This is a genomic window from Brevundimonas sp. NPDC055311, from assembly GCF_053645695.1.
This window is the reverse complement of the sequence record NZ_JBSHMV010000002.1, coordinates 976,196-999,352: the sequence shown is the minus strand read 5'-3', so window position 1 is coordinate 999,352 and position 23,157 is coordinate 976,196. Positions and strand designations below refer to the sequence as shown.

The window sequence follows — 23,157 nt, the reverse complement described above, 5'->3', positions numbered from 1 at the left end:
CTCGGGAGGAGACGACATGGTGAGCAAGCTCTGGCGCACGGCGGCGACGGCCCTGGCCGTTCTGACGGCGACGGCGGCGCAGGCCGGCGAGGCCGACCGACCCGACGCCCTTGTGCTCTCCGGTCGGATCATCGACGGCTCGGGCGCGGCGCCGATCCCTCAGGGCCGGGTCGTGGCGATCGACGGCGTCATCACCTGCGTCGGCAAGGCGGCCGATTGCCCCGCGCCTCCAGGCGCCGTTTTCATCGACGCGGGCGAAGGCAGCATCATGCCGGGCCTGATCGATCTGCACGCCCACCCGCGCCCCCACTACTATGGCTGGTTCCTGGCTTCGGGCGTGACCACGGTGCGGTCCGCCAACACCGATCTGGCGATGGTCCGGACCCTGAAGGCCCTGCCCGCGCCGCAGACCCGTCTGGTCTGGGCCGGGCCGATGCTGGACGGCGAGAACAGCATCATCAAGCGCTTCTACCCCGCGGCGGAGCCGGACGGGCCGTCGCCGGCGCGCCCGGCCGACGGTCCGTCGCTGGAAGGCGTCGAACTGCTGATCGCGGAGACGCCCGAGCAGGCGATCGCCGCCGTGGACGCCCTGGCGGCGGAAGGCGCCGACTGGGTCAAGCTGTACGAACAGTTGCCGCCCGACGCCTTCGCCGCCGCTGTTCAGCGCGCCAGGGCGTTGGGCCTGCCGACCATGGCCGACCTGGGCATGGCCTCGACGCGCGGTCTCGGAGGCGCGGAGGTCGATCTCCTTCAAGCCGCCACCGTGGGCCTGGACAGTCTGGAGCACGCCAGCGGCGCGGCCCTGGCCTACCGTCGTCTGGGCGGCGATCTGGATGCAGACGTTCTCGATCCAGCCCTGATCGATCAGCTGGCCCGCGCATTACTGACGGCGCAGACGGCGCTGGTCCCCACCCTGTCCGTCTCCCACTTCACCGCCGAGACGCAATCGCCCGATCCGGTGTTGGCCGATCTGCCGTTGGGCGATGCGCAGGGGTCGGTCCGCGGCGGGCTGGATCAGCAATGGCGCGGCGTCCATCAGCATTTCCACGCCAATGCCGAGAGCAACGGCAAGGCGAGACTGGACGCCCGCATCGGCGCAGCTGTGATGGTGCGTCTGGCCCAACTGGGCGGCCGCATAGGCGCAGGCTCCGACACCCCCGCCGGCGCCTACAACCTGCCTGGCGGCGGTCTTCATCTGGAAATGGAGCTGATGACCCGCGCGGGCCTGAGTCCCCTCCAGGCGTTGTCGTCGGCGACCGGAACCGCAGCGGACATCCTGCAGCGCGAGGACATCGGCCGCATCGCCGTGGGACGCCGCGCCGACCTGCTGATCGTGGAGGGCGACCCGTCGCAGGACATCCGCGACACCCGACGCCTGCGTCAAGTCATACTGGACGGTCAGGTCCTTGACCCCGCCGCCCTGAAGAACAGGGCCCTGGAGGACGGCGAGGCGCTGCTGGCCGCCCTCATGACCGAGCAGGCGGACTAAATGGAAACGGCCGCCGCTTCCCTTCGGAAAACGGCGGCCGCAGATCAGGCGCTCAGACGCAGGGCGATCAGCCCTTGGCGGCTTCGTACAGTTCGTTGACCTTGTTCCAGTTCACCACCGACCAGAAGGCCTTGAGGTAGTCGACGCGGCGGTTCTGGTATTTGAGGTAGTAGGCGTGCTCCCACACGTCTGCGGCCAGAAGGACGGCGCCCTTCTCGTCGGCCAGATCCATCAGCGGGTTGTCCTGGTTCGGCGTCGAGGTGACCTTCAGCTTGCCGTCCTGAAGGATCAGCCAGGCCCAGCCCGAACCGAACTGGCCGGCGCCGGCGGCGTCGAAGTCAGCCTTGAACTTGTCCATGCCGCCCAGTTCGGCGTCGATCTTGGCGGCCAGTTCGGCCGAGGGCGCGCCCGCCTTGTCGGCCGGGGCCAGCAGTTCCCAGAACAGGCTGTGGTTCCAGTGGCCGCCGCCGTTGTTGCGGACCGCCTTGGGCAGCTTCGACATCTGGGCGAACAGGTCTTCGAGCGACTTGCCCTGCAGGGAGGCGTCAGCGTCGATCGCCTTGTTCAGATTGTCGACGTAGGTCTGGTGATGCTTGTCGTGGTGGAAGGTCATCGTCTCCTTGTCGATGGCCGGCTCCAGCGCGTCATAGGCGTAGGGCAGCGGGGGCAGGGTGAAGGCCATGGGAGACTCCTTTACGGCGTTTGATTCCTCTGGACCCTATCTAGGGCCGCGCGCGACATACCCAAGCCTTGAACGTCGCCTTTGTTCACAATTCTCGAGCCAAAGCCGATTTTCGGAACCTAAAGCGCGAAATAGCTGTTTTCCGAACGCCCCTGACCGTCTTTCCGGTCGCTTTTCAGGGCGGTGCGCCATGTCTGGTCGTTCTCGCGACGCCTTCCTCTCCGACGCCGAAGCCGAAAGCCTGCGCCTGCAGTTGCTGGAAGTGATTCCGCGTCTCCGCCGTCATCAGCTGATCGATCTCGCCGACACCCTGCACGAAGCCGCGCGGGAGCGGCGCTGGTCGTCGGACGATCGGCTCGACCTGAGGGCCTGACGCCCTCGCCCTGCATCAGCCCGCGTGAAGCTCCTGCTTCACCCGTTCGGCCAGGGTTTTGATGTCCAGCGGCTTGGGCAGGAAGGAGACCCCCACCTCGTCCTGCAGCAGGTCCGAGAAGTCGCTCTCGGCATAGCCCGAGATGAACATCACCGGCGCGTCGCCCAGGAAGGGCCGCGCCTTCCTCAGCAGCGACGGCCCGTCCAGCCCCGGCATGATGACGTCCGAGATGAGCATGTCGATCTGGCCCGCCCATTCCTCGGCCAGGATCAGGGCCTCCTCGCCGTCGGCGGCCTCGATCACCTCATAGCCGCGCTGGCGCAGCAGGCGGGCGGCGATGCCGCGCACGGCGGCCTCGTCTTCGACGAACAGGATGCGGCCGGCGCCCGACAGGTCGCGCGGCGCCTTGACGACCTTCTCGACCACCGGGGCCTCGACCAGTTCCTCGGCCGTGGCGGCGGGCAGGAAGATACGGAAGGCCGCCCCCGCGTTTTCCAGATTGGCGACCGTGATGTGGCCGCCCGCCTGCTGGGCGATGCCGTAGACGGTGGCCAGACCCATGCCGGTCCCCTCATTCACCGCCTTGGTGGTGAAGAAGGGCTCGAAGATCTTGTCCAGCAGGGCCGTCGGCACGCCGGGGCCGGTGTCCGACACCTCGATCAGGGCGACGTCCTCGGACGCCTCGCGCCAGCCCAGGTCGCGCGCCTGCGCGCCGGTCAGGCGGCGGGTGCGGATGGTGACGACGCCCGCGCCCGGCTCGACCACGCCGCGCATGGCGTCGCGGGCGTTGACGGCCAGGTTCATCACCGCCGTCTCCAGCTGGCTCTTGTCGGCCAGCACCAGCGGCAGGTCGCGGCCGTAGTCGGTCTCCAGCCGCACGTCCTCGCGCAGCAGACGACGCAGAAGCACGGCGAACTCGCCCACCAGTTCGCCCAGATCCAGCCGCTCGCGCCGCACCGTCGACTTGCGCGAGAAGGCCAGCAGCTTGCGCACCAGATCGGCGGCGCGGATGGCCGTCTGGCGGATCTCGTTCAGCCCCTCATAGGAGGGGTCGCCGACCGGATGGCGCTCCAACAGGCCGCTCAGTTGCAGCTGGATCGCCGTCAGCAGGTTGTTGAAGTCGTGCGCCACCCCGCCCGCCAGCTGGCCCACGGCCTGCATCTTCTGGGCCTGCGACAGCTGCAGCTCCATCGACTTCTGCGCCGCCACGTCGAACAGCCAGACGCGGCGCCGGTCGCCTTCGGGCGCGACGTAGAGGTGCAGTTGGCGATCCGGATGGGCGCGGGCGATCAGCTCGATCGGACCGGACGATCCGGCCTCCAGCTTGGTCCTGGCCTCGGCGACGCCCGCCGGGTCGAACAGATGGCCGAAGGCGGCGTCGCCCGAGGCGGCCGGGCCGGTCAGCAGGGCCAGGGCCGCATTCGGCTCCTCGACCCGACCGGCGAACAGGTCCTCGCCGCCGATCACCGCCGAGCCGAAGGGGGCGCCGGCGGCCATGGCCCGCGCCTCACCGGTCGGGGCGACGGGCTGGGGCGCGGCGGGCGCAGTCGGGGCCAGCGGCAGGACGGCCTCCGGCGCGGCGCGGACCAGGAAACGCCCCTGCCCCGCCTGGCCGATCAGCACCTCGATCTCACGCGCGCCGATCTGGACGATGGCGCGGCCCTGATGTCCCTCGCGCGCCTGGGCGAAGGCCATGTAGAGGGCCTGGGCGGACTTGCCCCCTCCCTTGCCGGATCTGGGCAGGGTGGTGACGGCCCCGTTCTCCTCGGCCCAGGCGGCGTTGTAGGCCAGCACCTGCCCCGACGGCCAGACGAGGGCGGCGGGCTCGGCCATGGCGTCCAGCATCTCGACCGCCGTGTCGCCCGCAGCGGGACGCCGCTCGGATCGGCCGAACGCCGACAGCCAGATCAGCGCCGTCGCCCCCGCGGCGAAGATCAGGATCAGCCCCGGCGCGGTGAAGGCGCTGGCCCGAAACGCCGGATAGGCGATGGCCGCGATCGCCAGGGCGAAGCCGACCGCCATCAGGACCAGCCACGGATCGAAGCGCGGGCGACGCACGGCGCGAGCCTTCTGGCGGTCCTGCGGTCGGGAAATGGTCATGACGTCTCGCCCGGGCGAATCAGGGTTCGTCAGCATACGCCGTTCCTCCACCGTCGCCCTCATCGCCGCTTCCTCTGCTGCATGACGAAGCCGATGACCTTGGCCGCCGCCTCGAAATGTTCGCGCGGAATGATGTCGTCCACCTCGACCGCCGCATAGAGGGCGCGGGCCAAGGGCACGTTCTCGACGATGGGCACGTCGTGCTCCCTGGCCACCTCGCGGATGCGCAAGGCCAGGGCGTCGACGCCCTTGGCGACGCAGACGGGCGCGCCGTCGCCCTGGTCCGGCTCATAACGCAGGGCGACCGAATAGTGGGTCGGGTTGGTGATGATGACGGTGGCGTCGGGCACGGCCTGCATCATCCGCTGACGACCGCGCTGCATACGGATCTGACGCAGCTTGGCCTTTACGTGCGGGTCGCCTTCGGACTGTTTGAAGTCTTCCTTCAGCTCTTCCTTGGTCATCCGCATCCGCTTGGCGAAGCGCATCCGCTGCCACAGGTAGTCGGCCCCCGCGGTCAGTCCCAGAAACACCAGGGCCGACAGCATCAGCGCCAGGGCCAGGTCGCGGGCGAAGGGCAGGATGGAGGCCGGGCTCATGGCGGCCAGGTTCTCAAGCTCGCGCGTGTGGGGCTTCAGCACCCACCAGCAGACAAGGCCGATGGCGACCAGCTTGATGAAGGTCTTGAGGAACTGCACCAGACCGTCCGGGCCGAAGATGCGCTTGAAGCCCTCCAGCGGATTCACCTTGGACCATTTGGGCTTGATCTTCTCAGTGGTGAAGATGAGGCCGGACTGCGCCAGATTGCCGCCCGCCCCGCCCAGGATGACCGCGAACATCAGGGCCGCCAGAAAGGGCGCCGCCGCCCAGACGGCGCGCATGCCGATCTCGACGCCCGCCCCCGCCTCCAGCCCGCCGATCATGGCGTGCGGTTGTGCCAGGAAGGGAGTCAGCGCCTCGGCGATCCGGGTCGAGAACCAGCCGCCGCCGGCCAGCAGCACGCCCGCCGCCCCGGCCAGGGACAGGGCGGCCGCCACGTCCGGCGACTTGGCGACGTCGCCCTTTTTCCGCGCATCCTCGAGTTTTCGCGGGGTGGCGTCTTCTGTTTTCGACTCGGGATCGGGGCCGTCAGCCAACGGCGCCTCCCGTGAAGAAGGCCGCCACCGAACGGTAGCGGTCGATGAAGACCGTCCCCAGCACGCCCAGGCTCAGGGTGAACACCGACAGGCCCAGGATGACGCTGAGCGGCGCGGCGGCGAAATAGACCTGGAAGCTGGGCATGACCCGCGCCACCAGCCCGGAGGCCAGGTTGAAGATCAGGGCGAAGACCAGCACAGGCGCCGCCAGCTGCACCCCCAGCATGAAGCTTTGGCTCAGGGTCCGCACCGCCATGGCGGTGAAGTCCGACACGATCAGCGGCCTGGCCGGGGCGATGGCCTCATAGGAGCCGACCATGCCGCCGATGAACAGGTGATGGGTGTTGGTGGCGAACACCAGGGTCACGCCCAGCAGCATCAGGAAGGCCGACAGGGTCGTGCCGGGCTGGGCCTGCAGGGGGTTGGCGGTCTGGGAGAAGCCGAGCGTCGTCTGCAGGGAGACGATCTCGCCCGCCGTGGTCATGGCGGTCATGAAGCTGCGCAGGATGGCGCCGATGGCCAGGCCGGTCAGCACCTCGCGGATCACCCAGCCGACGGTGGCCCCCAAGGTCGCCGGAAGGGCGGGCAGGCTGCTTCCCACGATGGGCCACAGCGCCAGCGACAGCACCAGGGCCAGCGACAGGCGCACCCTTGGCGGCACATAGGATTCGCCGAAGCCGGGCAGCAGCATCAGGATCGCCCCGACGCGCGCGAAGATCAGCCCCCCGGCCCAGACCTGTTCCGCCGTGGCGTAAGGCTCCATGCCCTCTCGCCCTCGCCTACATGCCCGCGATGCGGGCGGCGATCTCGCGCATGAAGCCGCCCAGAAGCGCGCCCATCAGCGGCAGGAACAGCAGCAGCGACACGAAGACGGCGACGATCTTGGGCGCATAGACCAGGGTCTGCTCCTGGATCTGGGTCAGGGCCTGGAACAGACCGATGGCCACGCCGACGACCAGGGCCACGATCAGGGCCGGCAGGCACAGCTGGATCGTCAGCCACAGGGCGTCGCGACCCACATCCAGAACTTCCGCGCCGTTCATCGCCGATCCCCGAAGCGCCCCGAACACACGCGCGGGACAGTGGGCAGAAAATGCCGACAGGATGGTTAACGCGACGTTAGGACGAGAGAAGGAGGTCAGGGTTCCGGTCGAGCCCGTTTCACGCGATTGACAACACCGGCGACTAGACGAACGGTTTCGCCCTCCTCGATTCCACGCCTGAAGGATGCCCCATGAAACCGTTCCTGCGTCTCGCCTCCGTCCTGATGATCGCGGCCTCGGCGTCGCTGGTCGCCGCGTGCGACAACAAGGCGCCGGAACAGACCGAGACGACCGCGGCTCCGGCCGAGGGCGCGTCGGCCGCCGCAACGGGCGCCTTCGACGTGAACGGCGTGGCGCTGTCAACCGCCAGCCTGGGCGACTTCCCCTATCTGCGCCTGCCTGAGGGCTACAAGCCGCAGAACAGCGAGACGCAGGATTTCGCCGACTTCCCCTTCTGGACCGGATCACGCTTCGAGATGGTCGAAGGCCGCATCCATCAGGTTCGGATCACCAACGACAGCGACAAGACCTTCTCGAGGCTGGAACTGCTGCGGAACATGGAGCACGCGCTGAAGGACGCCGGCGCCGTGCGCATCTTCGACGGTCAGATCCCGAGTGAAGCCGCCCATGCCCTGCCCGAAGCCGTGCAGCTGGCCGCGCTGGACGGCCTCGGCGACATCTACAACGACCCGTCGCAGACCTGGGTCATCCGTCAGGCGGACCGCACCGTCTGGGTCCACCTGCATGTCGGCAGCGCGTCCGGCTCCCTGGCCGTCGCCGAGGTCAAGGCCCTGGTCCCGACCGCCGGCCTGCTGCCCGCCAGCGAACTGGCGCGCAAGATCGCCGCCGACGGCCGCGTCGCCGTGCCGGTCGAGTTCGCTCTGGACAAGGCCGACATCCTGGACGCCTCGCGGCCCCAGATCGACGCCGTCGCCCAACTGCTGAAGGATGATGCGGCCCTGCGTCTGTCCGTCGAAGGCCACACCGACAACACCGGCGCGCCGGCCCGCAACCGCCCCCTGTCCGAGGAACGCGCCCGCGCCGTGGTCGCCGCCCTGACCCAGCACGGGATCGACGCCCAGCGACTGGAGGCCAAGGGCTTCGGCGCCGACAAGCCCGTCGCCGACAACGCCAGCGACGAAGGCCGCGCCCGCAATCGCCGTGTCGAGCTGGTCCGCCTGTCCTGACAGGCAAACTGTCCTGAGCCTGAAAGAGACTGTTTTAAACAGCGGCGCCGTTTCCAAAACCGGCGCAGGGGGGGTATGCAGCCTGTCATGAGCGACCAGACCCCCTTTTCCCCCGCCGTTTCCCAGGAAGAAGCCGAAGCCGCCGTCCGCACCCTGATCCGCTGGGCCGGCGACAACCCTAACCGCGAAGGCCTGATCGAAACGCCCAAGCGCGTGACCAAATCCTATCGCGAGCTGTTCCAGGGCTATGAGGTCGAGCCGCGCGACTATCTGGAAAAGACCTTCGAGGAGGTCGGCGGCTACGACGAGCTGGTCGTGCTGAAGGACATCCGCTTCGTCAGCTTCTGCGAACACCACATGCTGCCGGTGGTGGGCAAGGCGCACGTCGCCTATCTGCCGACCGACCGGGTCGTCGGCATCTCCAAACTGGCCCGCGTGGTGCGCGGCTACGCCCGCCGCCTGCAGATCCAGGAGAAGATGACCTCCGAGATCGCCAACGCCATCCAGGACGTGCTGCGTCCGCTCGGCGTCGGGGTGGTCATCGAGGCCGAGCACAGCTGCATGACCATGCGCGGCGTCGACGTTCCGGGCGCCAGTCTGTCGACCAGCTGCCTGCTGGGCGCCGTCCGCGAAGACCCGCGCACCCGCGAGGAGTTCCTGCGGCTCGTGCGGGGGTAAGGCCAGGCTTGCCGTCCGGCGGGTCCTAAGGGTTCGCCGGTTTTCCCGCTGCGGCCGACGGCGTCATGACGACCGGCGCAGTGGGCGCCTGCCCCGCCTCCAGACCGTCGATATAGGCTAGCTGAGCCTTGGCGGATCGATCTTCAGGGTCCAACTTCAACGCCTCGTCATAGGCGGCGCGAGCTTCCGGCAACCGCTGCAGTTCGATCAGGCTGAAGCCCCGGCTGCGATGCAGAGCGCCGGCGTTCAGCAGGATGCGGATCGAATCGGACGCCAGCGCCTCGCTCGCCAGTTTGAGAGCTTCTTCATTGCGCCCGGCTGCCTGCAGAGCCGACGCTTTTTCCTTAATCAGCACCCAGTCGTCGGGCTGACGCGCCAGCCCCTGATCCAGCACGGCGATCGCCTCGTCCAGGCGCCTGCGTTCGACAGCCTCGCTGCCCAGCATCAGCGCGACAAGCTGGTAGACGTTGGGTTGCTGCCGCACCGTCACAGACGACGCGCCGTCTTCCTGCGCCGCAACCTGAAGCATCGTCGCCGTCAGCACAGTCTCGCCGATTTCCTGCGTGCGCACGATCCACTCGTCGGCGTTCCGCTTTTCGACGTACGGGTAGATAGCCGGCGCGCGCGCCAAGGCACGCCTGAGCGCGGGGAGATGACGGTCCAGGCCTGCGTAACCTCGCGCCTGTATGTCGCGCATCGCCCGTTCCACCAGGTCGAAGTCCCGCTTCTCCTGCCCCGAAAGGTCGCCGCTCACGATATTCAACGTTACGGTCGGCCGCTCCTCCATCTTGGAAGAACCCTGGGGCGTCGAAAGCTGCTGTGCGCGGACATCGCTCGGCGTCGAAAGAACTAGGGCCATGGCCAGGGCAGCCGCGCCGCCTATCCTTGCTGTAGCCGTCTTCATGATCGCCGCCTTGCTGACATACGAGCCTCGCCAATACATTACAGCGTTACATCAAGGACGATTAATATTGCAATGGTCCGGCCCCGTTCCTGCATGGCTCGCCCTGAACAAGGGGGTCGCCATGCTGCAGGCCGTGTTTTCGTCCCGGAATGAACCGCCGCCGATCTCGCGCGGCGGATGGCTGGATGCGCTGCGCTTCATCGTGGCCGCCCTGATCATCCTGCATCACTTCCAGATGTCGGCGCCCGTTCCCCTGGCCGAGAGCCTCCATCCCGTGTTCGAGCGAGGCGGCTTCCTGCTGACCAACTTCTTCCTGATCGACAGCGGCTATGTGCTGATGCGGGTCTACGGCCGCGCGGTCGGCTCGGGTCGGATGTCGAAGACCGACTTCTTCCTCAAGCGGGCCTTGAGGGTCTATCCGGCGCACCTGATCGTGCTGGGCCTGCTGGTCGCCCTGGTGCTGGCGGCGACGCTCGCCGGAAAGCCGCCCAGCCATCCCGAGTGGTTCGCCTGGGATCAACTGCCCGCCCAGGTCGCCCTGGTGCAGTCGTTCGGCGTGTACGGCGGCATCGGCTGGAACGCCCCGACCTGGTCGATCTCGGCCCTTCTGGGCTGCTATGTCGCCTTCCCCTTCGTGCTGCGCGGTCTCAGCCGGATCGGGCCGTGGACGGCGCTGGCCCTGGTCGTGGTCGGCTATCTGGCGGCCAATGAGCTGAGCTGGGCGATCCTGAAGTATCCCGTCTATCAGATGCCGCTGAACCTGGGCATATGGCGCGCCCTGCCCCTGTTCATCCTCGGCATGGGGCTGGCCTGGTTCGCGCAAGGGGTGTGGATCAACCCACGCGTCGCCGGCTGGACCGGGGCGCTGGCCGCCGTCGCCCTGGCCGGGGTGCAGTATTTCGACAAGCACGCCCTGATCTCGCTGGTCTTCATCAGCCTCATCATCGTGGCGGCGGGCGCGGCGCCGGGCCGCAAGCCGTCGAAGCTGGTCGAACAGGCGGCCATGGTGTCCTTCTCCATGTTCATCTCCAACGAGGTGGTGCGCATCGCCTGGTTCGGCCTCGCCGAGGCGGCCGCTGACAAGCTGGCCCTGGGCGACGCCTGGCGCTGGGGCCTGTGGGGCCTGGGCGTGCTGGCCGCCTTCGTCTTCGCCTTCGGCCTGCACTATCTGATCGATCAGCCGATCCAGAACCGCATCCGCGCCTGGCTGAAGGCGCGGGGCCGCGAGAAGCCTGTCAGCCAGCCGGTCGTCTCGCTGGAGGGCTAGGCTGCGCCCGCTCCGCCGAACAGGTGCAGGATGTTGCCGTCCGGATCCTTGAACCAGGCCAGACGCAGTCCCCCGGCGACATGGATATCTCCGTCATGCTCCATGCCGTCGTAGCGCTCGAAGGCGACGCCCTTGGCCTTCAGATCGGCGACGATGTCGTCCACCTCCACGCCCACGTCCCAGACCACGGCGTTGGCCCGGTTGGTCCCGGCGAAGTCCGAGCGATAGACCGTCAGCCAGGTGGCGCCGGTGCGATAGCCCAGCACCCCGTCCATCCCGGTGTCCGCCAGATTCAGCCCCAGCACGTCCGAGTAGAAGGTCCGGGCGCGCTCCAGATCCTTCACCGCCACAATGGCCGAGGAATTCTTGTTCTTGAGCATGGGTCTCTCCTCTTCTGCTGAAGAGAAACCCCAGGCGCGCGGTTCGATCCCGCGTTCGACGCGGCCGAGCGGCCGCGTGCTGACAACCCGCCGACAAAAAAGACGCGAAGGTCGCCCTCCGCGTCTTCCTGTTTGATGAACCCGAAGGTCCGTCAGGCCTTAGAGGAGCTTGAGCTCCACAGCCGAGGTCTTGCCGCGCTGGGTTTCCAGCTCGTATTCGACCTTGGCGTTGTCATCCAGGCCCGCCAGACCCGCCTTCTGGACGGCGGTGATGTGGACGAAAACGTCCGAGCCGCCCGTGTCGGGTTGAATGAAGCCGTAGCCCTTGGTGGGGTTGAACCACTTGACCGTGCCGGTCGCCATATTGCGTCTCCGTAAACGCGCTTTGCCAGGCGGGCTTCCATGCAGGAGAGCCCGTCAGCCCATCTGGACAAGCTCGTTCAGGCGAAGGAGCGAGACGCGGGTTTGGACCCCACGTGAAATCCGGACTGCGGCGATGTTGTCACCCGACTATCCACAGCGGTCAACTGTAAAGCGAAACCGAACTGACAGTCGTTACAGTTAATTTCGCCGCCGCGCGCATACTCCCCGGCCCGCTGCGTCCAGGTGAAAGTGGTCGCGATGCGCAGCGTTGTAGTCCGGCGTCAGCACATTGCCGAACAGACGACATCCCCCGTCGCGCAAACGCCGAAGAAACGCCGCCCCGGCGGCCCCTGAAGGGCCCTGACCGTCCCAATCGGCGGCCAGCGTGGCCCGACGGCCGTCCGCTAGGCCCACGCCCGCTACGTCGAGCGCGTTGGCGCGCGCGTGCTGGCTGGGGCGCGCCGCCGTGTCGGCCGAGCCGTAGACGCGACGGCAGGCGTAGGTTCCCAGATTGTCGATCCGGACGGCCTCAGCGCCCATGATCTCGCGGGCGGCGGGACGGACGACCTCGCGATCCCACAACAGGAACCGCGCCGCCATGGGGCAGCGCATGGCCACGCCCGACGGGTCGAGGGGCGTCAAATCGCCGCCGGTCAGCCGCACCGCCCCCTGCACGACGCAGAACCCGCCGTCGTCGCGATCCGGCGCCCGCTCGACCGCGACCCCCGCCTGGCGCAGCAGGGTGATGCAGCGCGTCGTGCCGGTCTCGACCTCGGCGGCTGTCGCCGTCGGCGGCAGGTCCAGCGCCCGTATCTTTGCGGCCGTGGCGGCGCCCATGGGCAGGCGCAGGTCGAGCGGCTTCCACGGCAGATCCTGCGGCGGGGCCCAGGCGTCGATCAGGGCGAAGGCGCCGCAGGCGGCCAGGGCCAGCATCCACGCCTCGCTCCAGAGATCGGCCAGAGGGGTGGACGGCGGCGTGGGCGGCGGGGGCTTGGGCCTTGGCGGCGCGGAAGGGGAGGTCATCGCTGAGCCAATGCTCAGAGCGCGCGCAGGATCCCCATCGCCAGGGCCTGGCAGGCCGGGCCGCCGCGGCCCCCGTCGTTCGACAGGCCGAGCACGGCCCGACCGCCCGCCGGATCGACCAGGGCGATGGCGTGCCACAGGGTGTTGGAGCCTTCGTGAGCGATCACGGGGCCTCTGGCCCAGGGCTGGGGTGGCAGGACGATCCAGCCGCAGGCGTAGGTCCGCCCCTCGCCCGGCGTGACCAGCCGCCGCACCGTCTCGGGCTTCAGCCAGCCGTCGCCTTCGGTCAGGAAGACCTTGAGGAAACGGGCGTAGTCGGCCGCCGTCATATGCACCGTGCCCGCGGGGCCCAGGGCGAGCGGATTGTCCGATCCCGGATCGGCCGGGTCCGTCGCCAGGGCCGTTTCGCCCGTGCGGCGATGGCCCCAGGCGTTCGCTCCCCCAGAGATATTGGTCTCAGGAGCGCCGAAACCCGCCGAAGTCAGGCCCAGAGGTCCGAACACCTCGGCCTGCATGGCCTCTTCCCACGACCCGCCGGTGATGACCTCGATCGCCGCCCCGACCAGCACATAGTTGGCGTTGCCGTAGGCGAACGTCCCACGCACGCCCGACGGCGGCGCAGACAGCGCCCGTTCGACGATGGCGCGGCGTTGCGTGGCCAGGGACCGGGGATCGGCGCGCGCCGTCATCAGCCAGGCCATCCCCATGACCGCCTCGTCCTTCAGCCCCGCCGTATGGGTCATGAAGTCGTCCAGCGTCGCCCCGTCCCAGCCGGCCTCGATGGTCAGGTCGGGAAAGACCTCGGCCAGCGGCATGGCCCAGCGCGCCCGCCCCTGCTCGACCAGACGGGCGAACAAAGCCGCCGTCATCGCCTTGGTGTTGGAGCCCAGGTGCCAGCGGTCGGCCAGCGTCGCCGGATCGTCCCTTCCCACCCGCCGCACGCCCCGCACGCCGGACCAGACCAGGCCCTCGTCCGTCACGACGCCGCCCGCCAGGGCGACCGGCTTGACCGTGTCGAAGGCCGCGGTCAGGGCGGCGTCGAACGCCCCCTCCCCTTCCGCGCGCGCGACCGAAGGCGCGACGGCAGCCGCAGCGCCGACCGCCAGGACATGACGTCGATTGATCATTTCACGCTCCTTTGCGTTGCACCGTGAACGGCGAGGCTGGCGACGCCAGTGAATTCGCCGCAAGGTTCGCCGATCGCGACACAAGGACACGCCCATGGCCAAGGACGACTACGACGACATGCTGGAAGCCCTGCAGATCCAGATGGTCGAGACCCAGGCCTGGGCCATCGAACAGGGGCTGAAGGTCGTCATCGTCTTCGAGGGGCGCGACGCCGCCGGCAAGGACGGGGCGATCAAGCGCATGACCGAATACATGGCCCCGCGCCAGACGCGGGTCGTCGCCCTGCCCAAGCCGACCGACCGCGAGACGACCCAGTGGTATTTCCAGCGCTACGCCGCCCATCTGCCGGCGGCCGGCGAAATCGTCATCTTCAACCGCTCCTGGTACAACCGGGCCGGAGTCGAGCCGGTCATGGGCTTCTGCACGCCCGCGCAATACGAACGCTTCCTGCACGACGCCCCGCATTTCGAGCGGATGCTGACCCAGTCCGGGACCTTGCTGATCAAGCTGTGGCTGGACATCAGCCGCGACGAACAGGGCCGCCGTCTGGAGGAGCGCGTCGATCACCCGCTGAAGCGCTTCAAGGTCTCGTCCCTGGACGCCGAAGCCCAGGCGCGCTGGAGCGACTATTCCAAGGCGCGCGACGAAATGCTGAAGCGCACCCATGTCGATTATGCGCCCTGGACCGTGGTGGCGACCGACAAGAAGAAGACGGCGCGGCTGAACATCCTGCGCCACGTCCTGCGCCGCCTGAACCGTCCCGGCCTGGAGTGCCGCGAACCGGACCCGGACGTGGTCTTCCCCGGCGATGAGGCGCAAGGACGGCTGGCGGAATAGGCGGCGTCAGCCGCCGAACAGGCGCCGGTTCCTGTCGATGAAGGCGCGCATGGCCCGCACCAGCGGCCCGCCTTCGCGCCCCTTCAGATAGGCCCAGCCGGCGCCCGCCCCGATCAGGGCGCCGATGGCATCCACGATCAGGTCCCACATGGTGTCGACCAGGCCGGACTTCTGGGTGTTGAGGCCGAACACCTGGTCCAGGGTGAACTCCCAGATCTCCCACAGGGCGCCGATGGTCACGGCGAAGCAGAAGGCGAAGAAGGCCACCGTCAGGGGCGCGGCCTTCAGTTGGCTGCCCTGCACCAGCATCAGCATCAGCAGGGCGCCGACCAAGCCGAAGGCCACGGCCGAACCGCCGTGCAACACTACGTCCCACCACCAGTAACGCTCGTAGAAATCGCCCAGTTCGCCGAGGAACAGGGTGGCGCACAGGAAGACGGCGATGGCGGTGACGAAGCCGATCGGCAGGTTCAGCCCGACGCGCGGCGCCAGCCAGAACGGGACGAGCGTCAGCAGGAAGGTCCCGGCGCCGACGAAGGTGACGCTGAACTCCCCCGTCAACAGGCCGCCGACGGCCGCGCCCAGCAACACCAGCCAGGTCAGGACGAGCAGCCAGGGGAACGGGGCCTTCCTGCGTATCGTCATCCGTCCTGTCCGACCGGCTGCTGTTCTCGGGTCTCGAGCCTAACCGGACGGCTCCGAGGCGCAAGCCCGGCGTTGCGCCGCACCCCCAGCACCAGGCCCAACGGTCCTAGGCGGCGCGCGACCTCATAGGCGGCCCAGCAACCGCCGAAGGTGACGGCGATCAACAGCCCCGCCTCCAGCCCCTGCGGCAGGCCCAGCTTCGACAGGTGATAGGCCGCAACCACGGTGATCGTCTGGTGCACGATGTAGAAGCAGAAGACGCCGCCCGTCAGATAGCGCAGCCACGGCCCGCCCCGGTTCAGATAGCGCGCGCCATAGCCCAGCACCGCGGCGATGAAAGCCCACTGATCCAGCGCATAGACGAGGCGCATGGCGGCTCTCAGCGCTTCGGGCGGCGTTCCGCTGTCGCGATAGGTCCAGGCATAGGCGGCCCATCCCGCCCAGGCGCACAGGGCCAGGATCAGCGCCGGTCGCCGCAGCCGCTCATAGGTCGCCTTCAGCACCACCGAGCGGACGCTGAGAAAGCCGAACAGGAAGGCGCTGAACGACACCGCGTGGTTGTACCAGTCGTCGGTCAGGGCGTGGGTCGTCGGGAAGATGCGCGCCAGGGTCCAGCGCAGCAGAAACAGCCACAGCACCGGCCAGATCAGCAGGCCCCAACGCTTCAAGGCGCGCTCCAGCCCGGACTGGATCACGGGCAGCAACCCGCGCCCGAACGCCAGCAGGCCCGCCAGCACCAGACTGTAGACGAACAGATAGGCCACGAACCACATGTGGTTCCACGTCGGCGTGATCAGGCAGCCGTCGGCGTCGCACCAGCCGCCGGACGCCGTGGCGTATTTCACCCAGAAGTCGGCCAGCCAGGGCGAACGCGCCGGGTCGACAACGCCCAACCCCGAAGCCGCCTCGACCACCTCATAGTAGGACTGCGGCGGCACGATCACGAACATGGCGAACAGCAGCGGCGGCAGCAGCCGCCAGGTGCGCGATCCGGCGAAACGGCGCGCGGCGCCCTTTCCCTCGCGTTCGAAACTGTCGAACAGGAATCGCGTCGCCGCGCCCGAGACCAGGAACAACAGGGTCAGCCGCCAGGGGTTGGTCAGTTGCATCACCGGCTCCAGCCATTCGACCGGCCGGGGACTGTTCACATGCCAGTCCCAGGGCACGTAAAACATGCCGACGTGGTAGAGGATCAGCAGCATGAAGGCGCCGACCCGAATCCAGTCCAGGTCATGGCGGCGCAGGACTGCGGGGGTTTCGGATGCGAGGGGTTCTGAGGACATGGACGACCTGAAATGACGGAAACGACGCCATCCGCCGTGCCTCGGGCGCCTCACGTCCGGCAAGGCGCAGGGGCCGTCCGGTCAGACTCGGGGGCCGGACCGCAGGCGCCAGGGACGAGCGGCGCGGCCGCCGGGACGAACGGGGCGGACCGGCGCGACCTGCTGACCGGCGCGCCGATCATCATCGCCGTCACCCTGGGCTTTCTCGTCGTCAACGCCCTGACGGTTCAGGCCGACTGGCCGAGCCTGCGGTCATGGGCGCCCTGGGTGTGGGAAGGATCGAGCGCCCTGGCCCTGGCCTTGCTGATCTGGCTGCCGTGGATGGCGGCCGCCGCCGCGCCGACAGACCTGTTGCACGACGGCTGGCGCGCGCGAGGGCGGTTCCTGGCCCTGCACCTGGGCGCCGTCTGCCTCTACAGCCTGCTGCACGTCCTGATGATGGTGGCGATGCGGCACGGCGTCTACGCCCTGATGGGCGAGGTCTATGACTATGGCCCGCCCGTCGAGCGCTTCGTCTATGAACTGCGCAAGGATCTGCTGAGCTACACCCTGTTCGTCGGGACCTTCTGGGGCGTGCGCGGCCTGCGCGAGGCGCGCGAGACGCCGCTGCGGCCCGTCAGTTTCGACATCCGCGACGGGGCGCGCCTGATCCGGGCGCCGCTGGACGACATTCTGGCCGCGACCTCGGCGGGCAACTACGTCGAGTTCGTCCTGGCCGACGGGCGCAGGCCGCTGATGCGCGTCACCCTGGCGGCGGTCGAGGGCGAACTGGCGCGCTTCGGCTTCGTGCGAACGCACCGGGGCTGGCTGGTCAACGCCGCGCGGATGACCGGACTGCGGCCTGAAGGATCAGGCGACTGGACGGTGGAGCTGGGCGCCCTGGACGTCCCGCTGTCGCGTCGTTACTCCGAGGCGCTGGAGCGGCTGCGCGCCGCCTGAAGCCGCATCCACCCCGCGATGCCCAGGGCGCAGACAAGGCTCAGCACCGCGCCGACCGCAAAGGTCGCCTGCGGCCCGAAGCCGTCCCACAACAGGCCCGCCGCCACATTGCCCGCCAGGGCGATCAGGCCCGAGATCAGGGCGAAGAGGCCGAACGCCGAGCCGCGCAGATGGGCGGGCGCCGCATCGGCGATCAGGGTCATCAGCAGGCCCTGGGAAAAGCCCATGTGCAGGCCCCACAGGGCCACGCCCAGATAGAAGACGACCTGATCGCTCGCCAGCGCCAGCGCCACATCGGCGGCGGCCAGGAAGATCAGGCTGAGCAGCAGCAGGGAGGTGCGGCCGATGCGGTCCGACAGCGCCCCCACCGGGAAGGCCGCAAGACCGAACACCAGGTGCAGCAGGACGATCGCCGCCGGCGCGAAGGCGGCGGGGACGCCGACGTCCAGCCCCTTCATCAGCAGGAAGGACTCGCTGAACCGCGCCAGGCCGATCACCGCCGTCAGGGCGATCATGGTCCAGGTGGCGGCGTCCAGACGCAGCGCCCCCTTCAGGCTGGGCGGCTTCCTGGCGCCCCCGTCGGGACGCGGCGGGTCGGACACGCCGCCGACCAGCAGGGCCACGGCCAGGAAGGCGGGGATGGAGGCCAGCCAGAACACCGCCTTGATATCGTTCGCCAGCACCACCATCAGCCCGATCGCCAGCAGCGGGCCGACGAAACCGCCGACCGTATCCAGCGATTTTCTCAGGCCGAAGGCGCGTCCACGAATGTCCGGCGGCGTCACCGCCGCCACCAGGGCGTCGCGCGGGGCGGTGCGGACGCCTTTGCCGATCCGGTCCACGCCCTTGGCCAGCAACACCCCCTCGACCGAGGCCGCCAGAGGGAAGATCGGCTTGGACAGGGCCGCCAGCCCATAGCCCGCGACCGCCAGCCACTTGGGCCGCGAAATACGATCCGACCAGAAGCCCGACAGGAACTTCACCGCCGTCGCCACGACGACGGAAAAGCCTTCGACCAGACCGATCATCACCGCCGAGGCGCCGAGCCCCACCACCAGATAGATGGGCAGAAGCGTCTGGATCATCTCCGACGAGACATCCATCAACAGGCTGACGAGGCCCAAAATCCAGACGCTGCGGGGGATGGAGCTGCGAGCCATTCGCGCCCATTGGCGGATACGGCGCTCACTGTCCAGCCTGGGCCGCAAACTTCATAAATCTGAGACTTCGCCTTTCCGCCAGATGGCGGTCAGAGCGCTATTTCAGTCCGTCTTCCGCCAGGGTGTGCGCCACAAGGGCGTTGGCGTGGCCGTGTCCCATGTCGTGCTCGTTCTTCAACATGGCGACCAGTTCCATGTGCTTGGCCGGGTAGCCGGCGCGAATCTCCGCCTTCCACTCGGCGACGGGGCGGCCGTACTTCTTCTCGATGGAGGGGAAATAGGACGCTGGGCCCTTGATCGGCGCTTCGGTCATCGGCGGCTCGCTTCTGTCTGGTTGCGAGTAAAGGCGGTGCGGCGAGCCGATGCAACCGTCTGGAGAGACGCCGGTTCGAAGCCCCCTCTTCACCCGCAGCGTCATCAAGGTCTAAGACGGTCGGCATGAACACAGCCCCGCTTCCCGACGCCGCCGGCCAGAACTGGGTCGACCGTCATGCGCCCGAGCGTCTGAAGCCCTGGCTGAAGCTGGGCCGCTTCGACCGGCCGATCGGGACGTGGCTGCTGCTGCTGCCCGGCTGGCAGGGGATCATGCTGGCGCTGAACCAGTATGACCGGCCGTTCGGCGGCTATGAGCTGTGGCTGATCGTCGGCTTCGCCGTCGGCGCCGCCCTGATGCGCGGTGCGGGCTGTGCGGTGAACGACATCGTCGACCGCGACTTCGACGCCCAGGTGGCGCGCACCGCCCTGCGCCCCATTCCGGCGGGCCAGATCAGCGTCAAGCAGGCCTGGGCCTTCGTCGGCGGCCTCAGCCTCATCAGCCTGTGCATCCTGCTGACGATGAACCTGACGTCGGTGCTGCTGGGCGCCCTGTCGCTGGGGCTGGTGGCGGCCTATCCCTTCATGAAGCGCATCACCTGGTGGCCGCAGGCCTGGCTGGGCCTGACCTTCAACTGGGGCGCCCTGCTGGGCTTCGCGGCGGCTACGGGCGGGCTGTTCGCGCTCGGCGGGCTCTATGTCCTGAGCGTGAAGGCCAGCGGGGACAGCTATTGGATGGCCGAGAGCCTGAACCGCATGGGGAACCTCGCCCTGTCCGCGGGCCTGCTCTACGCGGGCGGCGTCTTCTGGACCCTGGGCTACGACACCATCTACGCGCTTCAGGACATCGAGGACGACGTCATGGCCGGGGTGAAGTCCTCGGCGCGGGCGCTGGGCGGCAAGGTGAAGGAAGGCGTGGCCGTCTTTTACATCCTGGCCGTGGTCCTGGCGGGCGCGGCGGGCTACGTCGCCGGTCTGGGGCCGGTCTTCTATCTCGGTCTGGCGCTCTACGCCCTGCATTTCGTGTGGCAGGTGCGGCGGCTGCAGCCGGACGATCCGAAACTTTCCCTGCGTCTTTTCAAGTCGAATCGCGATGCGGGGTTGATCCTTCTGGCCGCCATCGCGTTCAACGGCCTAGCTTTCTGATCGAACCGTTCCAAAGGAGCCCGGCATGATCCCTTCGCGCCCCCTTCGCGTCCTTCTCGTCACCGCCGCCGTCGCGGCCTCGCTCGCCGCCTGCCAGCGCAATGAGAAAAAGGACACGCCCGCCGCGCCGACCGCCTCCGCCCACGCCGTCGAGGGGCCGCTGAAGTACGACAGCGCCACGCCCTACGCCAAGGTCAGCCTGAGCCTGCCCGAGGCCGTGCTGTCCTATCCGGCGCTCTACACCCCGCTGTACCGCGACGAGGTGGCCAAGCTGAAGGAATACGCCGAGGGCGCCCAGGCCGACCGCACCGAGGCCGGATCGCCCGAAGGCATGCCCCCCTATGAGAAGACCATCGTCTACGGCGCCCCGATCGAGACCGGCCGCCTGTTCAGCCTGATGCGGACCGACTTCGACTATTCGGGCGGCGCCCACCCGAACACGGTGGCCACCGGCCTGCTGTGGGACAAGGCCGAGACCCGCCGCATCGCCGCGTCCGACCTGTTTGCGGATCGGGCCGACACGACCAATCTGGAGCGCGCCCTCTGTCAGGCGGTGAACACCGCCAAGACCAAGCGCCCCGGATCCACGCCGGTCTCGACCACGGGCGACATGTGGGCCTGCCCCAAGCTGAAGGACGTGGCCGTGACGCTGGCGCCGGGCACGGTTCCGGGCAAGGCGGGCGGCCTGACCTTCCTGCTCGACGCCTATGCGGTCGGCCCCTATGTCGAGGGCGCCTATTATCTGACCCTGCCGCTGTCGGCCTTCCAGAGCGCCCTGTCCCCGGAATACGCGGGTGAATTCCAGGGCGAGCCGACCAAGGCGGGCGACGTCACCGACGACCTGCGGCTGAAGGCGCCCGCCGCCTGATCCGCGATCCGTCCTGTCTCTTGAGGAAGGCGTCGATCAGGGGATCGGGATGACGCCCCCCTGTCCGGCCCTTCCTGCGACTGGCTTCGCCGACCGCCCTCCCCCTCACGGGGGAAGAAGGATTGGTGCGCCCCGTCTTGACTCACCGGCCCTCTCGCCCGACACGACCGGTCCATGATCACGCGCTATTCCCGCCCCGACGCCGTCGCCATCTGGTCGCAAGAGACCAAGTACAAGATCTGGTTCGAGATCGAGGCCCACGCCGCCACCAAGATGGCCGAGCTGGGCGTGATTCCGAAGGAATCGGCCGAGGCCATCTGGGCCAAGGGCAAGGACGCAAACTTCGACGCCGACCGCATCGACGAGATCGAGCGCACCACCAAGCATGACGTCATCGCCTTCCTGACCCACGTCGCCGAGATCGTCGGCGAGGAAGCCCGCTTCCTGCACCAGGGCATGACGTCCTCGGACGTGCTGGACACCTGTTTCGCGGTGCAGCTGGCGCGCTCGACCGACCTGCTGCTGGGCGGCGTCGACCGGGTCCTGGCCGCGCTGGAAACCCGCGCCAAGGAACACAAATACACCCCGACCGTGGGCCGCTCGCACGGCATCCACGCCGAGCCGGTCACCTTCGGCCTGAAGCTGGCCGGCTATCACGCCGAGTTCCAGCGCGCCAAGCGCCGCCTGATCACCGCCCGTGAAGAGATCGCCACCTGCGCCATCTCGGGCGCCGTCGGCACCTTCGCCAACGTCGATCCGGCGGTTGAGCAATATGTCGCCGACCAGATGGGTCTGGCCGTCGAGCCCGTCTCGACCCAGGTCATCCCGCGCGATCGCCACGCCGCCTATTTCGCCGCCCTGGGCGTCGTCGCCTCCTCGGTCGAACGTCTGGCCGTCGAGATTCGCCACCTGCAGCGCACCGAAGTCCTCGAAGCCGAGGAGTTCTTCGACAAGGGCCAGAAGGGCTCGTCGGCCATGCCGCACAAGCGCAACCCGATCCTGACCGAGAACCTGACGGGCCTGGCCCGTCTGGTCCGCTCGGCCGTGACCCCGGCGATGGAGAACGTCGCCCTGTGGCACGAGCGGGACATCAGCCACTCCTCGGTCGAGCGCGGCATCGGCCCGGACGCCACCATCCACCTGGACTTCGCCCTGCACCGTCTGGCGGGCGTGATCGAACGCCTGAACGTCTATCCCGAGAACATGCAGAAGAACCTCGACCGCCTGGGCGGCCTGGTCTTCTCGCAACGGGTCATGCTGGCCCTGACCCAGGCGGGCGTCTCGCGTGAGGACGCCTATGCGGCGGTTCAGGAGAACGCCATGAAGGTCTGGCGCGGCGAGGGCGCCTTCATCGACTTCCTGAAGGCCGACCCGCGCGTCACCCTGCCCCACGACCAGTTGGAGGCCCTGTTCGACCTCGGCTACCACACCAAGAACGTCGACGTGGTCTTCGACCGGGTGTTCGGGGCGTGATTCCGGCAGGCGGCCTGGCGCTCAACCCCGCGCTGGTCGCCGCCGACCACGCGGAAATCTACGCCCGCGACGGCATGGTGCAGATCGGCGACTTCCTGACCAAGGAAAGCGCCGAATGGCTGGCCTCGACGCTTGAGCAGGCGACGCCCTGGCGGCTTGCTCTGTCACACCAGGGCAAGGGCCAGATGCTGAGGCCTGAAGATGCGCGCACCCTGGGCGCCGCAGAACTGCAGCGGCGGGTCACCGCCGCCGGCGCGGACGCCGCCAACGGCTTCGCCTTCATCTACCAAGCCTACCCGATCATAAGCGCCTTGCTGGACGGCGAAGACCCTGGTCACCCGACCCATGTCCTTGCCGAATTTTTCAACAGTCCAGCCTTCCTGGCCTTCGCCCGCGCCGTGACAGGCGAAGCCAGCCTGACCAAGATCGACGCTCAGGCGACCTGTTTCCAACCGGGAAACTTCCTGACCCTGCATGACGATACCGGCGATGGGGAACGGCGTGCGGCCTACACCCTGGGCCTGACCCGCGAGTGGCGCGCCGACTGGGGCGGCCAACTTCTGTTTCACGACGAAGACGGGGACGTCCTGCGGGGTTTTAAGCCGCGCTTCAACGCGTGGACCGTGTTCCGCACCCCCCAGATTCACTCCGTATCGCAGGTCGCCAACTACGCCGCCAAACCTCGTCTGACCGTGACCGGCTGGCTAAGGGACGACCCGCCTCACAAATCGAGCTGAAAGG

Annotated in this window: 25 protein-coding genes; 11 read left to right on the top strand and 14 right to left on the bottom strand. The window is 68.4% G+C overall.

Translation table 11 applies throughout. The features are described 5' to 3' along the window. Positions 1–16: 16 nt before the first annotated feature. Positions 17–1,489: an amidohydrolase family protein gene (locus ACWIDZ_RS10630; protein WP_453989595.1), complete on the top strand. Its 1,473-nt coding sequence runs from the start codon at positions 17–19 to the stop codon at positions 1,487–1,489. Between the two features lie 67 nt (positions 1,490–1,556). Here the strand turns inward: ACWIDZ_RS10630 and ACWIDZ_RS10625 are convergent, their stop codons facing one another. Then, positions 1,557–2,171, bottom strand: coding sequence for a superoxide dismutase (locus tag ACWIDZ_RS10625; protein ID WP_291778125.1), 615 nt, complete (start codon positions 2,169–2,171; stop codon positions 1,557–1,559). A gap of 190 nt (positions 2,172–2,361) precedes the next feature. Here ACWIDZ_RS10625 and ACWIDZ_RS10620 point away from each other — a divergent pair, with 190 nt between their 5' ends. Beyond that, positions 2,362–2,544: a hypothetical protein gene (locus ACWIDZ_RS10620; protein WP_291778122.1), complete on the top strand. Its 183-nt coding sequence runs from the start codon at positions 2,362–2,364 to the stop codon at positions 2,542–2,544. Between the two features lie 15 nt (positions 2,545–2,559). Here ACWIDZ_RS10620 and cckA read toward each other — a convergent pair whose 3' ends face one another. From cckA to fliQ, 4 genes are read right to left on the bottom strand one after another with little or no spacing between them, the layout of a single operon-like run. Continuing rightward, on the bottom strand, positions 2,560–4,644 hold the full coding sequence (gene cckA / locus ACWIDZ_RS10615; RefSeq protein ID WP_453989594.1) for a cell cycle histidine kinase CckA: 2,085 nt from the start codon (positions 4,642–4,644) through the stop codon (positions 2,560–2,562). 59 nt (positions 4,645–4,703) lie between these two features. Beyond that, positions 4,704–5,780, bottom strand: a complete 1,077-nt coding sequence (gene flhB / locus ACWIDZ_RS10610; protein WP_291778112.1) for a flagellar biosynthesis protein FlhB — start codon at positions 5,778–5,780, stop codon at positions 4,704–4,706. Continuing rightward, positions 5,773–6,543, bottom strand: a complete 771-nt coding sequence (fliR, locus tag ACWIDZ_RS10605; RefSeq protein WP_291778110.1) for a flagellar biosynthetic protein FliR — start codon at positions 6,541–6,543, stop codon at positions 5,773–5,775. The genes flhB and fliR overlap by 8 nt, the downstream gene beginning before the upstream one ends. Before the next feature lie 16 nt (positions 6,544–6,559). Then, entirely contained in the window at positions 6,560–6,823 is a 264-nt protein-coding gene (gene fliQ, locus ACWIDZ_RS10600; protein ID WP_291778108.1) for a flagellar biosynthesis protein FliQ, read from the bottom strand. Between the two features lie 191 nt (positions 6,824–7,014). Between fliQ and ACWIDZ_RS10595 the strand changes: the two genes are divergently transcribed. Together ACWIDZ_RS10595 and folE are read left to right on the top strand one after the other, a co-directional pair. Continuing rightward, on the top strand, positions 7,015–8,010 hold the full coding sequence (locus ACWIDZ_RS10595) for an OmpA family protein (protein ID WP_453989593.1): 996 nt from the start codon (positions 7,015–7,017) through the stop codon (positions 8,008–8,010). Positions 8,011–8,097: 87 nt separating this feature from the next. Beyond that, complete coding sequence (folE, locus tag ACWIDZ_RS10590) at positions 8,098–8,688, top strand: GTP cyclohydrolase I FolE (protein WP_453989592.1); 591 nt, start codon at positions 8,098–8,100, stop codon at positions 8,686–8,688. A 25-nt stretch (positions 8,689–8,713) separates the two neighbouring features. On the opposite strand, the gene ACWIDZ_RS10585 is transcribed toward folE, so the two are convergent. Continuing rightward, complete coding sequence (locus ACWIDZ_RS10585) at positions 8,714–9,592, bottom strand: tetratricopeptide repeat protein (RefSeq protein WP_453989591.1); 879 nt, start codon at positions 9,590–9,592, stop codon at positions 8,714–8,716. Positions 9,593–9,713: 121 nt separating this feature from the next. Here ACWIDZ_RS10585 and ACWIDZ_RS10580 point away from each other — a divergent pair, with 121 nt between their 5' ends. Further along, positions 9,714–10,859 (top strand): acyltransferase family protein, encoded by a 1,146-nt coding sequence (locus ACWIDZ_RS10580; protein ID WP_453989590.1) that lies wholly within the window; start codon positions 9,714–9,716, stop codon positions 10,857–10,859. Here ACWIDZ_RS10580 and ACWIDZ_RS10575 read toward each other — a convergent pair. From ACWIDZ_RS10575 to ACWIDZ_RS10560, 4 genes are all read right to left on the bottom strand, one after another. Then, a complete protein-coding gene (locus ACWIDZ_RS10575; RefSeq protein WP_291778094.1) occupies positions 10,856–11,239 on the bottom strand; it encodes a VOC family protein in 384 nt (127 codons plus the stop codon). The two genes, ACWIDZ_RS10580 and ACWIDZ_RS10575, sit on opposite strands and share 4 nt — an antisense overlap. Before the next feature lie 159 nt (positions 11,240–11,398). After that, positions 11,399–11,602, bottom strand: coding sequence for a cold-shock protein (locus ACWIDZ_RS10570; RefSeq protein ID WP_121481316.1), 204 nt, complete (start codon positions 11,600–11,602; stop codon positions 11,399–11,401). Between the two features lie 198 nt (positions 11,603–11,800). After that, entirely contained in the window at positions 11,801–12,625 is an 825-nt protein-coding gene (locus ACWIDZ_RS10565; RefSeq protein ID WP_453989589.1) for an extensin-like domain-containing protein, read from the bottom strand. Between the two features lie 14 nt (positions 12,626–12,639). Continuing rightward, positions 12,640–13,752: a serine hydrolase domain-containing protein gene (locus ACWIDZ_RS10560; protein ID WP_453989588.1), complete on the bottom strand. Its 1,113-nt coding sequence runs from the start codon at positions 13,750–13,752 to the stop codon at positions 12,640–12,642. A gap of 94 nt (positions 13,753–13,846) precedes the next feature. Here ACWIDZ_RS10560 and ppk2 point away from each other — a divergent pair, with 94 nt between their 5' ends. Next, positions 13,847–14,590 (top strand): polyphosphate kinase 2, encoded by a 744-nt coding sequence (ppk2, locus tag ACWIDZ_RS10555; protein ID WP_291778075.1) that lies wholly within the window; start codon positions 13,847–13,849, stop codon positions 14,588–14,590. A 6-nt stretch (positions 14,591–14,596) separates the two neighbouring features. Here the strand turns inward: ppk2 and ACWIDZ_RS10550 are convergent, their stop codons facing one another. Both ACWIDZ_RS10550 and ACWIDZ_RS10545 read right to left on the bottom strand, forming a co-directional pair. After that, on the bottom strand, positions 14,597–15,235 hold the full coding sequence (locus ACWIDZ_RS10550) for a hypothetical protein (protein WP_453989587.1): 639 nt from the start codon (positions 15,233–15,235) through the stop codon (positions 14,597–14,599). After that, positions 15,232–16,518, bottom strand: a complete 1,287-nt coding sequence (locus ACWIDZ_RS10545) for an acyltransferase family protein (RefSeq protein WP_453989586.1) — start codon at positions 16,516–16,518, stop codon at positions 15,232–15,234. Before ACWIDZ_RS10545 ends, ACWIDZ_RS10550 begins: the two co-directional genes overlap by 4 nt. A gap of 12 nt (positions 16,519–16,530) precedes the next feature. On the opposite strand from ACWIDZ_RS10545, the gene ACWIDZ_RS10540 reads away from it, so the two are divergent. Continuing rightward, positions 16,531–17,457, top strand: coding sequence for a LytTR family DNA-binding domain-containing protein (locus ACWIDZ_RS10540; RefSeq protein ID WP_454071125.1), 927 nt, complete (start codon positions 16,531–16,533; stop codon positions 17,455–17,457). On the opposite strand, the gene ACWIDZ_RS10535 is transcribed toward ACWIDZ_RS10540, so the two are convergent. Further along, complete coding sequence (locus ACWIDZ_RS10535; RefSeq protein ID WP_453989584.1) at positions 17,421–18,617, bottom strand: MFS transporter; 1,197 nt, start codon at positions 18,615–18,617, stop codon at positions 17,421–17,423. The genes ACWIDZ_RS10540 and ACWIDZ_RS10535 overlap by 37 nt on opposite strands. A 97-nt stretch (positions 18,618–18,714) precedes the next feature. Further along, positions 18,715–18,930, bottom strand: coding sequence for a DUF4287 domain-containing protein (locus ACWIDZ_RS10530; RefSeq protein ID WP_312219444.1), 216 nt, complete (start codon positions 18,928–18,930; stop codon positions 18,715–18,717). 125 nt (positions 18,931–19,055) lie between these two features. Between ACWIDZ_RS10530 and ACWIDZ_RS10525 the strand changes: the two genes are divergently transcribed. The 4 genes from ACWIDZ_RS10525 to ACWIDZ_RS10510 all read left to right on the top strand — a co-directional run bounded on the left by ACWIDZ_RS10525 (position 19,056) and on the right by ACWIDZ_RS10510 (position 23,153). After that, complete coding sequence (locus ACWIDZ_RS10525) at positions 19,056–20,075, top strand: UbiA family prenyltransferase (RefSeq protein ID WP_453989583.1); 1,020 nt, start codon at positions 19,056–19,058, stop codon at positions 20,073–20,075. Between the two features lie 25 nt (positions 20,076–20,100). After that, positions 20,101–20,943 (top strand): DUF3298 and DUF4163 domain-containing protein, encoded by an 843-nt coding sequence (locus ACWIDZ_RS10520; protein ID WP_453989582.1) that lies wholly within the window; start codon positions 20,101–20,103, stop codon positions 20,941–20,943. 174 nt (positions 20,944–21,117) lie between these two features. Then, complete coding sequence (gene purB, locus ACWIDZ_RS10515; protein ID WP_453989581.1) at positions 21,118–22,416, top strand: adenylosuccinate lyase; 1,299 nt, start codon at positions 21,118–21,120, stop codon at positions 22,414–22,416. Next, entirely contained in the window at positions 22,413–23,153 is a 741-nt protein-coding gene (locus tag ACWIDZ_RS10510; RefSeq protein WP_453989580.1) for a 2OG-Fe(II) oxygenase family protein, read from the top strand. Before purB ends, ACWIDZ_RS10510 begins: the two co-directional genes overlap by 4 nt. The last annotated feature ends 4 nt before the right edge of the window (positions 23,154–23,157 follow it).

Bases quoted from the DNA above. Each gene is read 5' to 3' on its own strand.
- ACWIDZ_RS10545 (WP_453989586.1), bottom strand. From the start codon at position 16,518: ATGTCCTCAGAACCCCTCGCATCCGAAACCCCCGCAGTCCTGCGCCGC.
- ACWIDZ_RS10550 (WP_453989587.1), bottom strand. From the start codon at position 15,235: ATGACGATACGCAGGAAGGCCCCGTTCCCCTGGCTGCTCGTCCTGACC.
- fliR (WP_291778110.1), bottom strand. From the start codon at position 6,543: ATGGAGCCTTACGCCACGGCGGAACAGGTCTGGGCCGGGGGGCTGATC.
- ACWIDZ_RS10520 (WP_453989582.1), top strand. From the start codon at position 20,101: ATGATCCCTTCGCGCCCCCTTCGCGTCCTTCTCGTCACCGCCGCCGTC.
- ACWIDZ_RS10585 (WP_453989591.1), bottom strand. From the start codon at position 9,592: ATGAAGACGGCTACAGCAAGGATAGGCGGCGCGGCTGCCCTGGCCATG.
- ACWIDZ_RS10560 (WP_453989588.1), bottom strand. From the start codon at position 13,752: ATGATCAATCGACGTCATGTCCTGGCGGTCGGCGCTGCGGCTGCCGTC.
- ACWIDZ_RS10570 (WP_121481316.1), bottom strand. From the start codon at position 11,602: ATGGCGACCGGCACGGTCAAGTGGTTCAACCCCACCAAGGGCTACGGC.
- ppk2 (WP_291778075.1), top strand. From the start codon at position 13,847: ATGGCCAAGGACGACTACGACGACATGCTGGAAGCCCTGCAGATCCAG.
- ACWIDZ_RS10565 (WP_453989589.1), bottom strand. From the start codon at position 12,625: ATGACCTCCCCTTCCGCGCCGCCAAGGCCCAAGCCCCCGCCGCCCACG.
- ACWIDZ_RS10540 (WP_454071125.1), top strand. From the start codon at position 16,531: ATGACGGAAACGACGCCATCCGCCGTGCCTCGGGCGCCTCACGTCCGG.
- ACWIDZ_RS10580 (WP_453989590.1), top strand. From the start codon at position 9,714: ATGCTGCAGGCCGTGTTTTCGTCCCGGAATGAACCGCCGCCGATCTCG.
- ACWIDZ_RS10620 (WP_291778122.1), top strand. From the start codon at position 2,362: ATGTCTGGTCGTTCTCGCGACGCCTTCCTCTCCGACGCCGAAGCCGAA.
- ACWIDZ_RS10625 (WP_291778125.1), bottom strand. From the start codon at position 2,171: ATGGCCTTCACCCTGCCCCCGCTGCCCTACGCCTATGACGCGCTGGAG.
- cckA (WP_453989594.1), bottom strand. From the start codon at position 4,644: ATGACCATTTCCCGACCGCAGGACCGCCAGAAGGCTCGCGCCGTGCGT.
- ACWIDZ_RS10530 (WP_312219444.1), bottom strand. From the start codon at position 18,930: ATGACCGAAGCGCCGATCAAGGGCCCAGCGTCCTATTTCCCCTCCATC.
- ACWIDZ_RS10575 (WP_291778094.1), bottom strand. From the start codon at position 11,239: ATGCTCAAGAACAAGAATTCCTCGGCCATTGTGGCGGTGAAGGATCTG.
- ACWIDZ_RS10630 (WP_453989595.1), top strand. From the start codon at position 17: ATGGTGAGCAAGCTCTGGCGCACGGCGGCGACGGCCCTGGCCGTTCTG.
- fliQ (WP_291778108.1), bottom strand. From the start codon at position 6,823: ATGAACGGCGCGGAAGTTCTGGATGTGGGTCGCGACGCCCTGTGGCTG.
- folE (WP_453989592.1), top strand. From the start codon at position 8,098: ATGAGCGACCAGACCCCCTTTTCCCCCGCCGTTTCCCAGGAAGAAGCC.
- purB (WP_453989581.1), top strand. From the start codon at position 21,118: ATGATCACGCGCTATTCCCGCCCCGACGCCGTCGCCATCTGGTCGCAA.
- ACWIDZ_RS10535 (WP_453989584.1), bottom strand. From the start codon at position 18,617: ATGGCTCGCAGCTCCATCCCCCGCAGCGTCTGGATTTTGGGCCTCGTC.
- ACWIDZ_RS10525 (WP_453989583.1), top strand. From the start codon at position 19,056: ATGAACACAGCCCCGCTTCCCGACGCCGCCGGCCAGAACTGGGTCGAC.
- ACWIDZ_RS10595 (WP_453989593.1), top strand. From the start codon at position 7,015: ATGAAACCGTTCCTGCGTCTCGCCTCCGTCCTGATGATCGCGGCCTCG.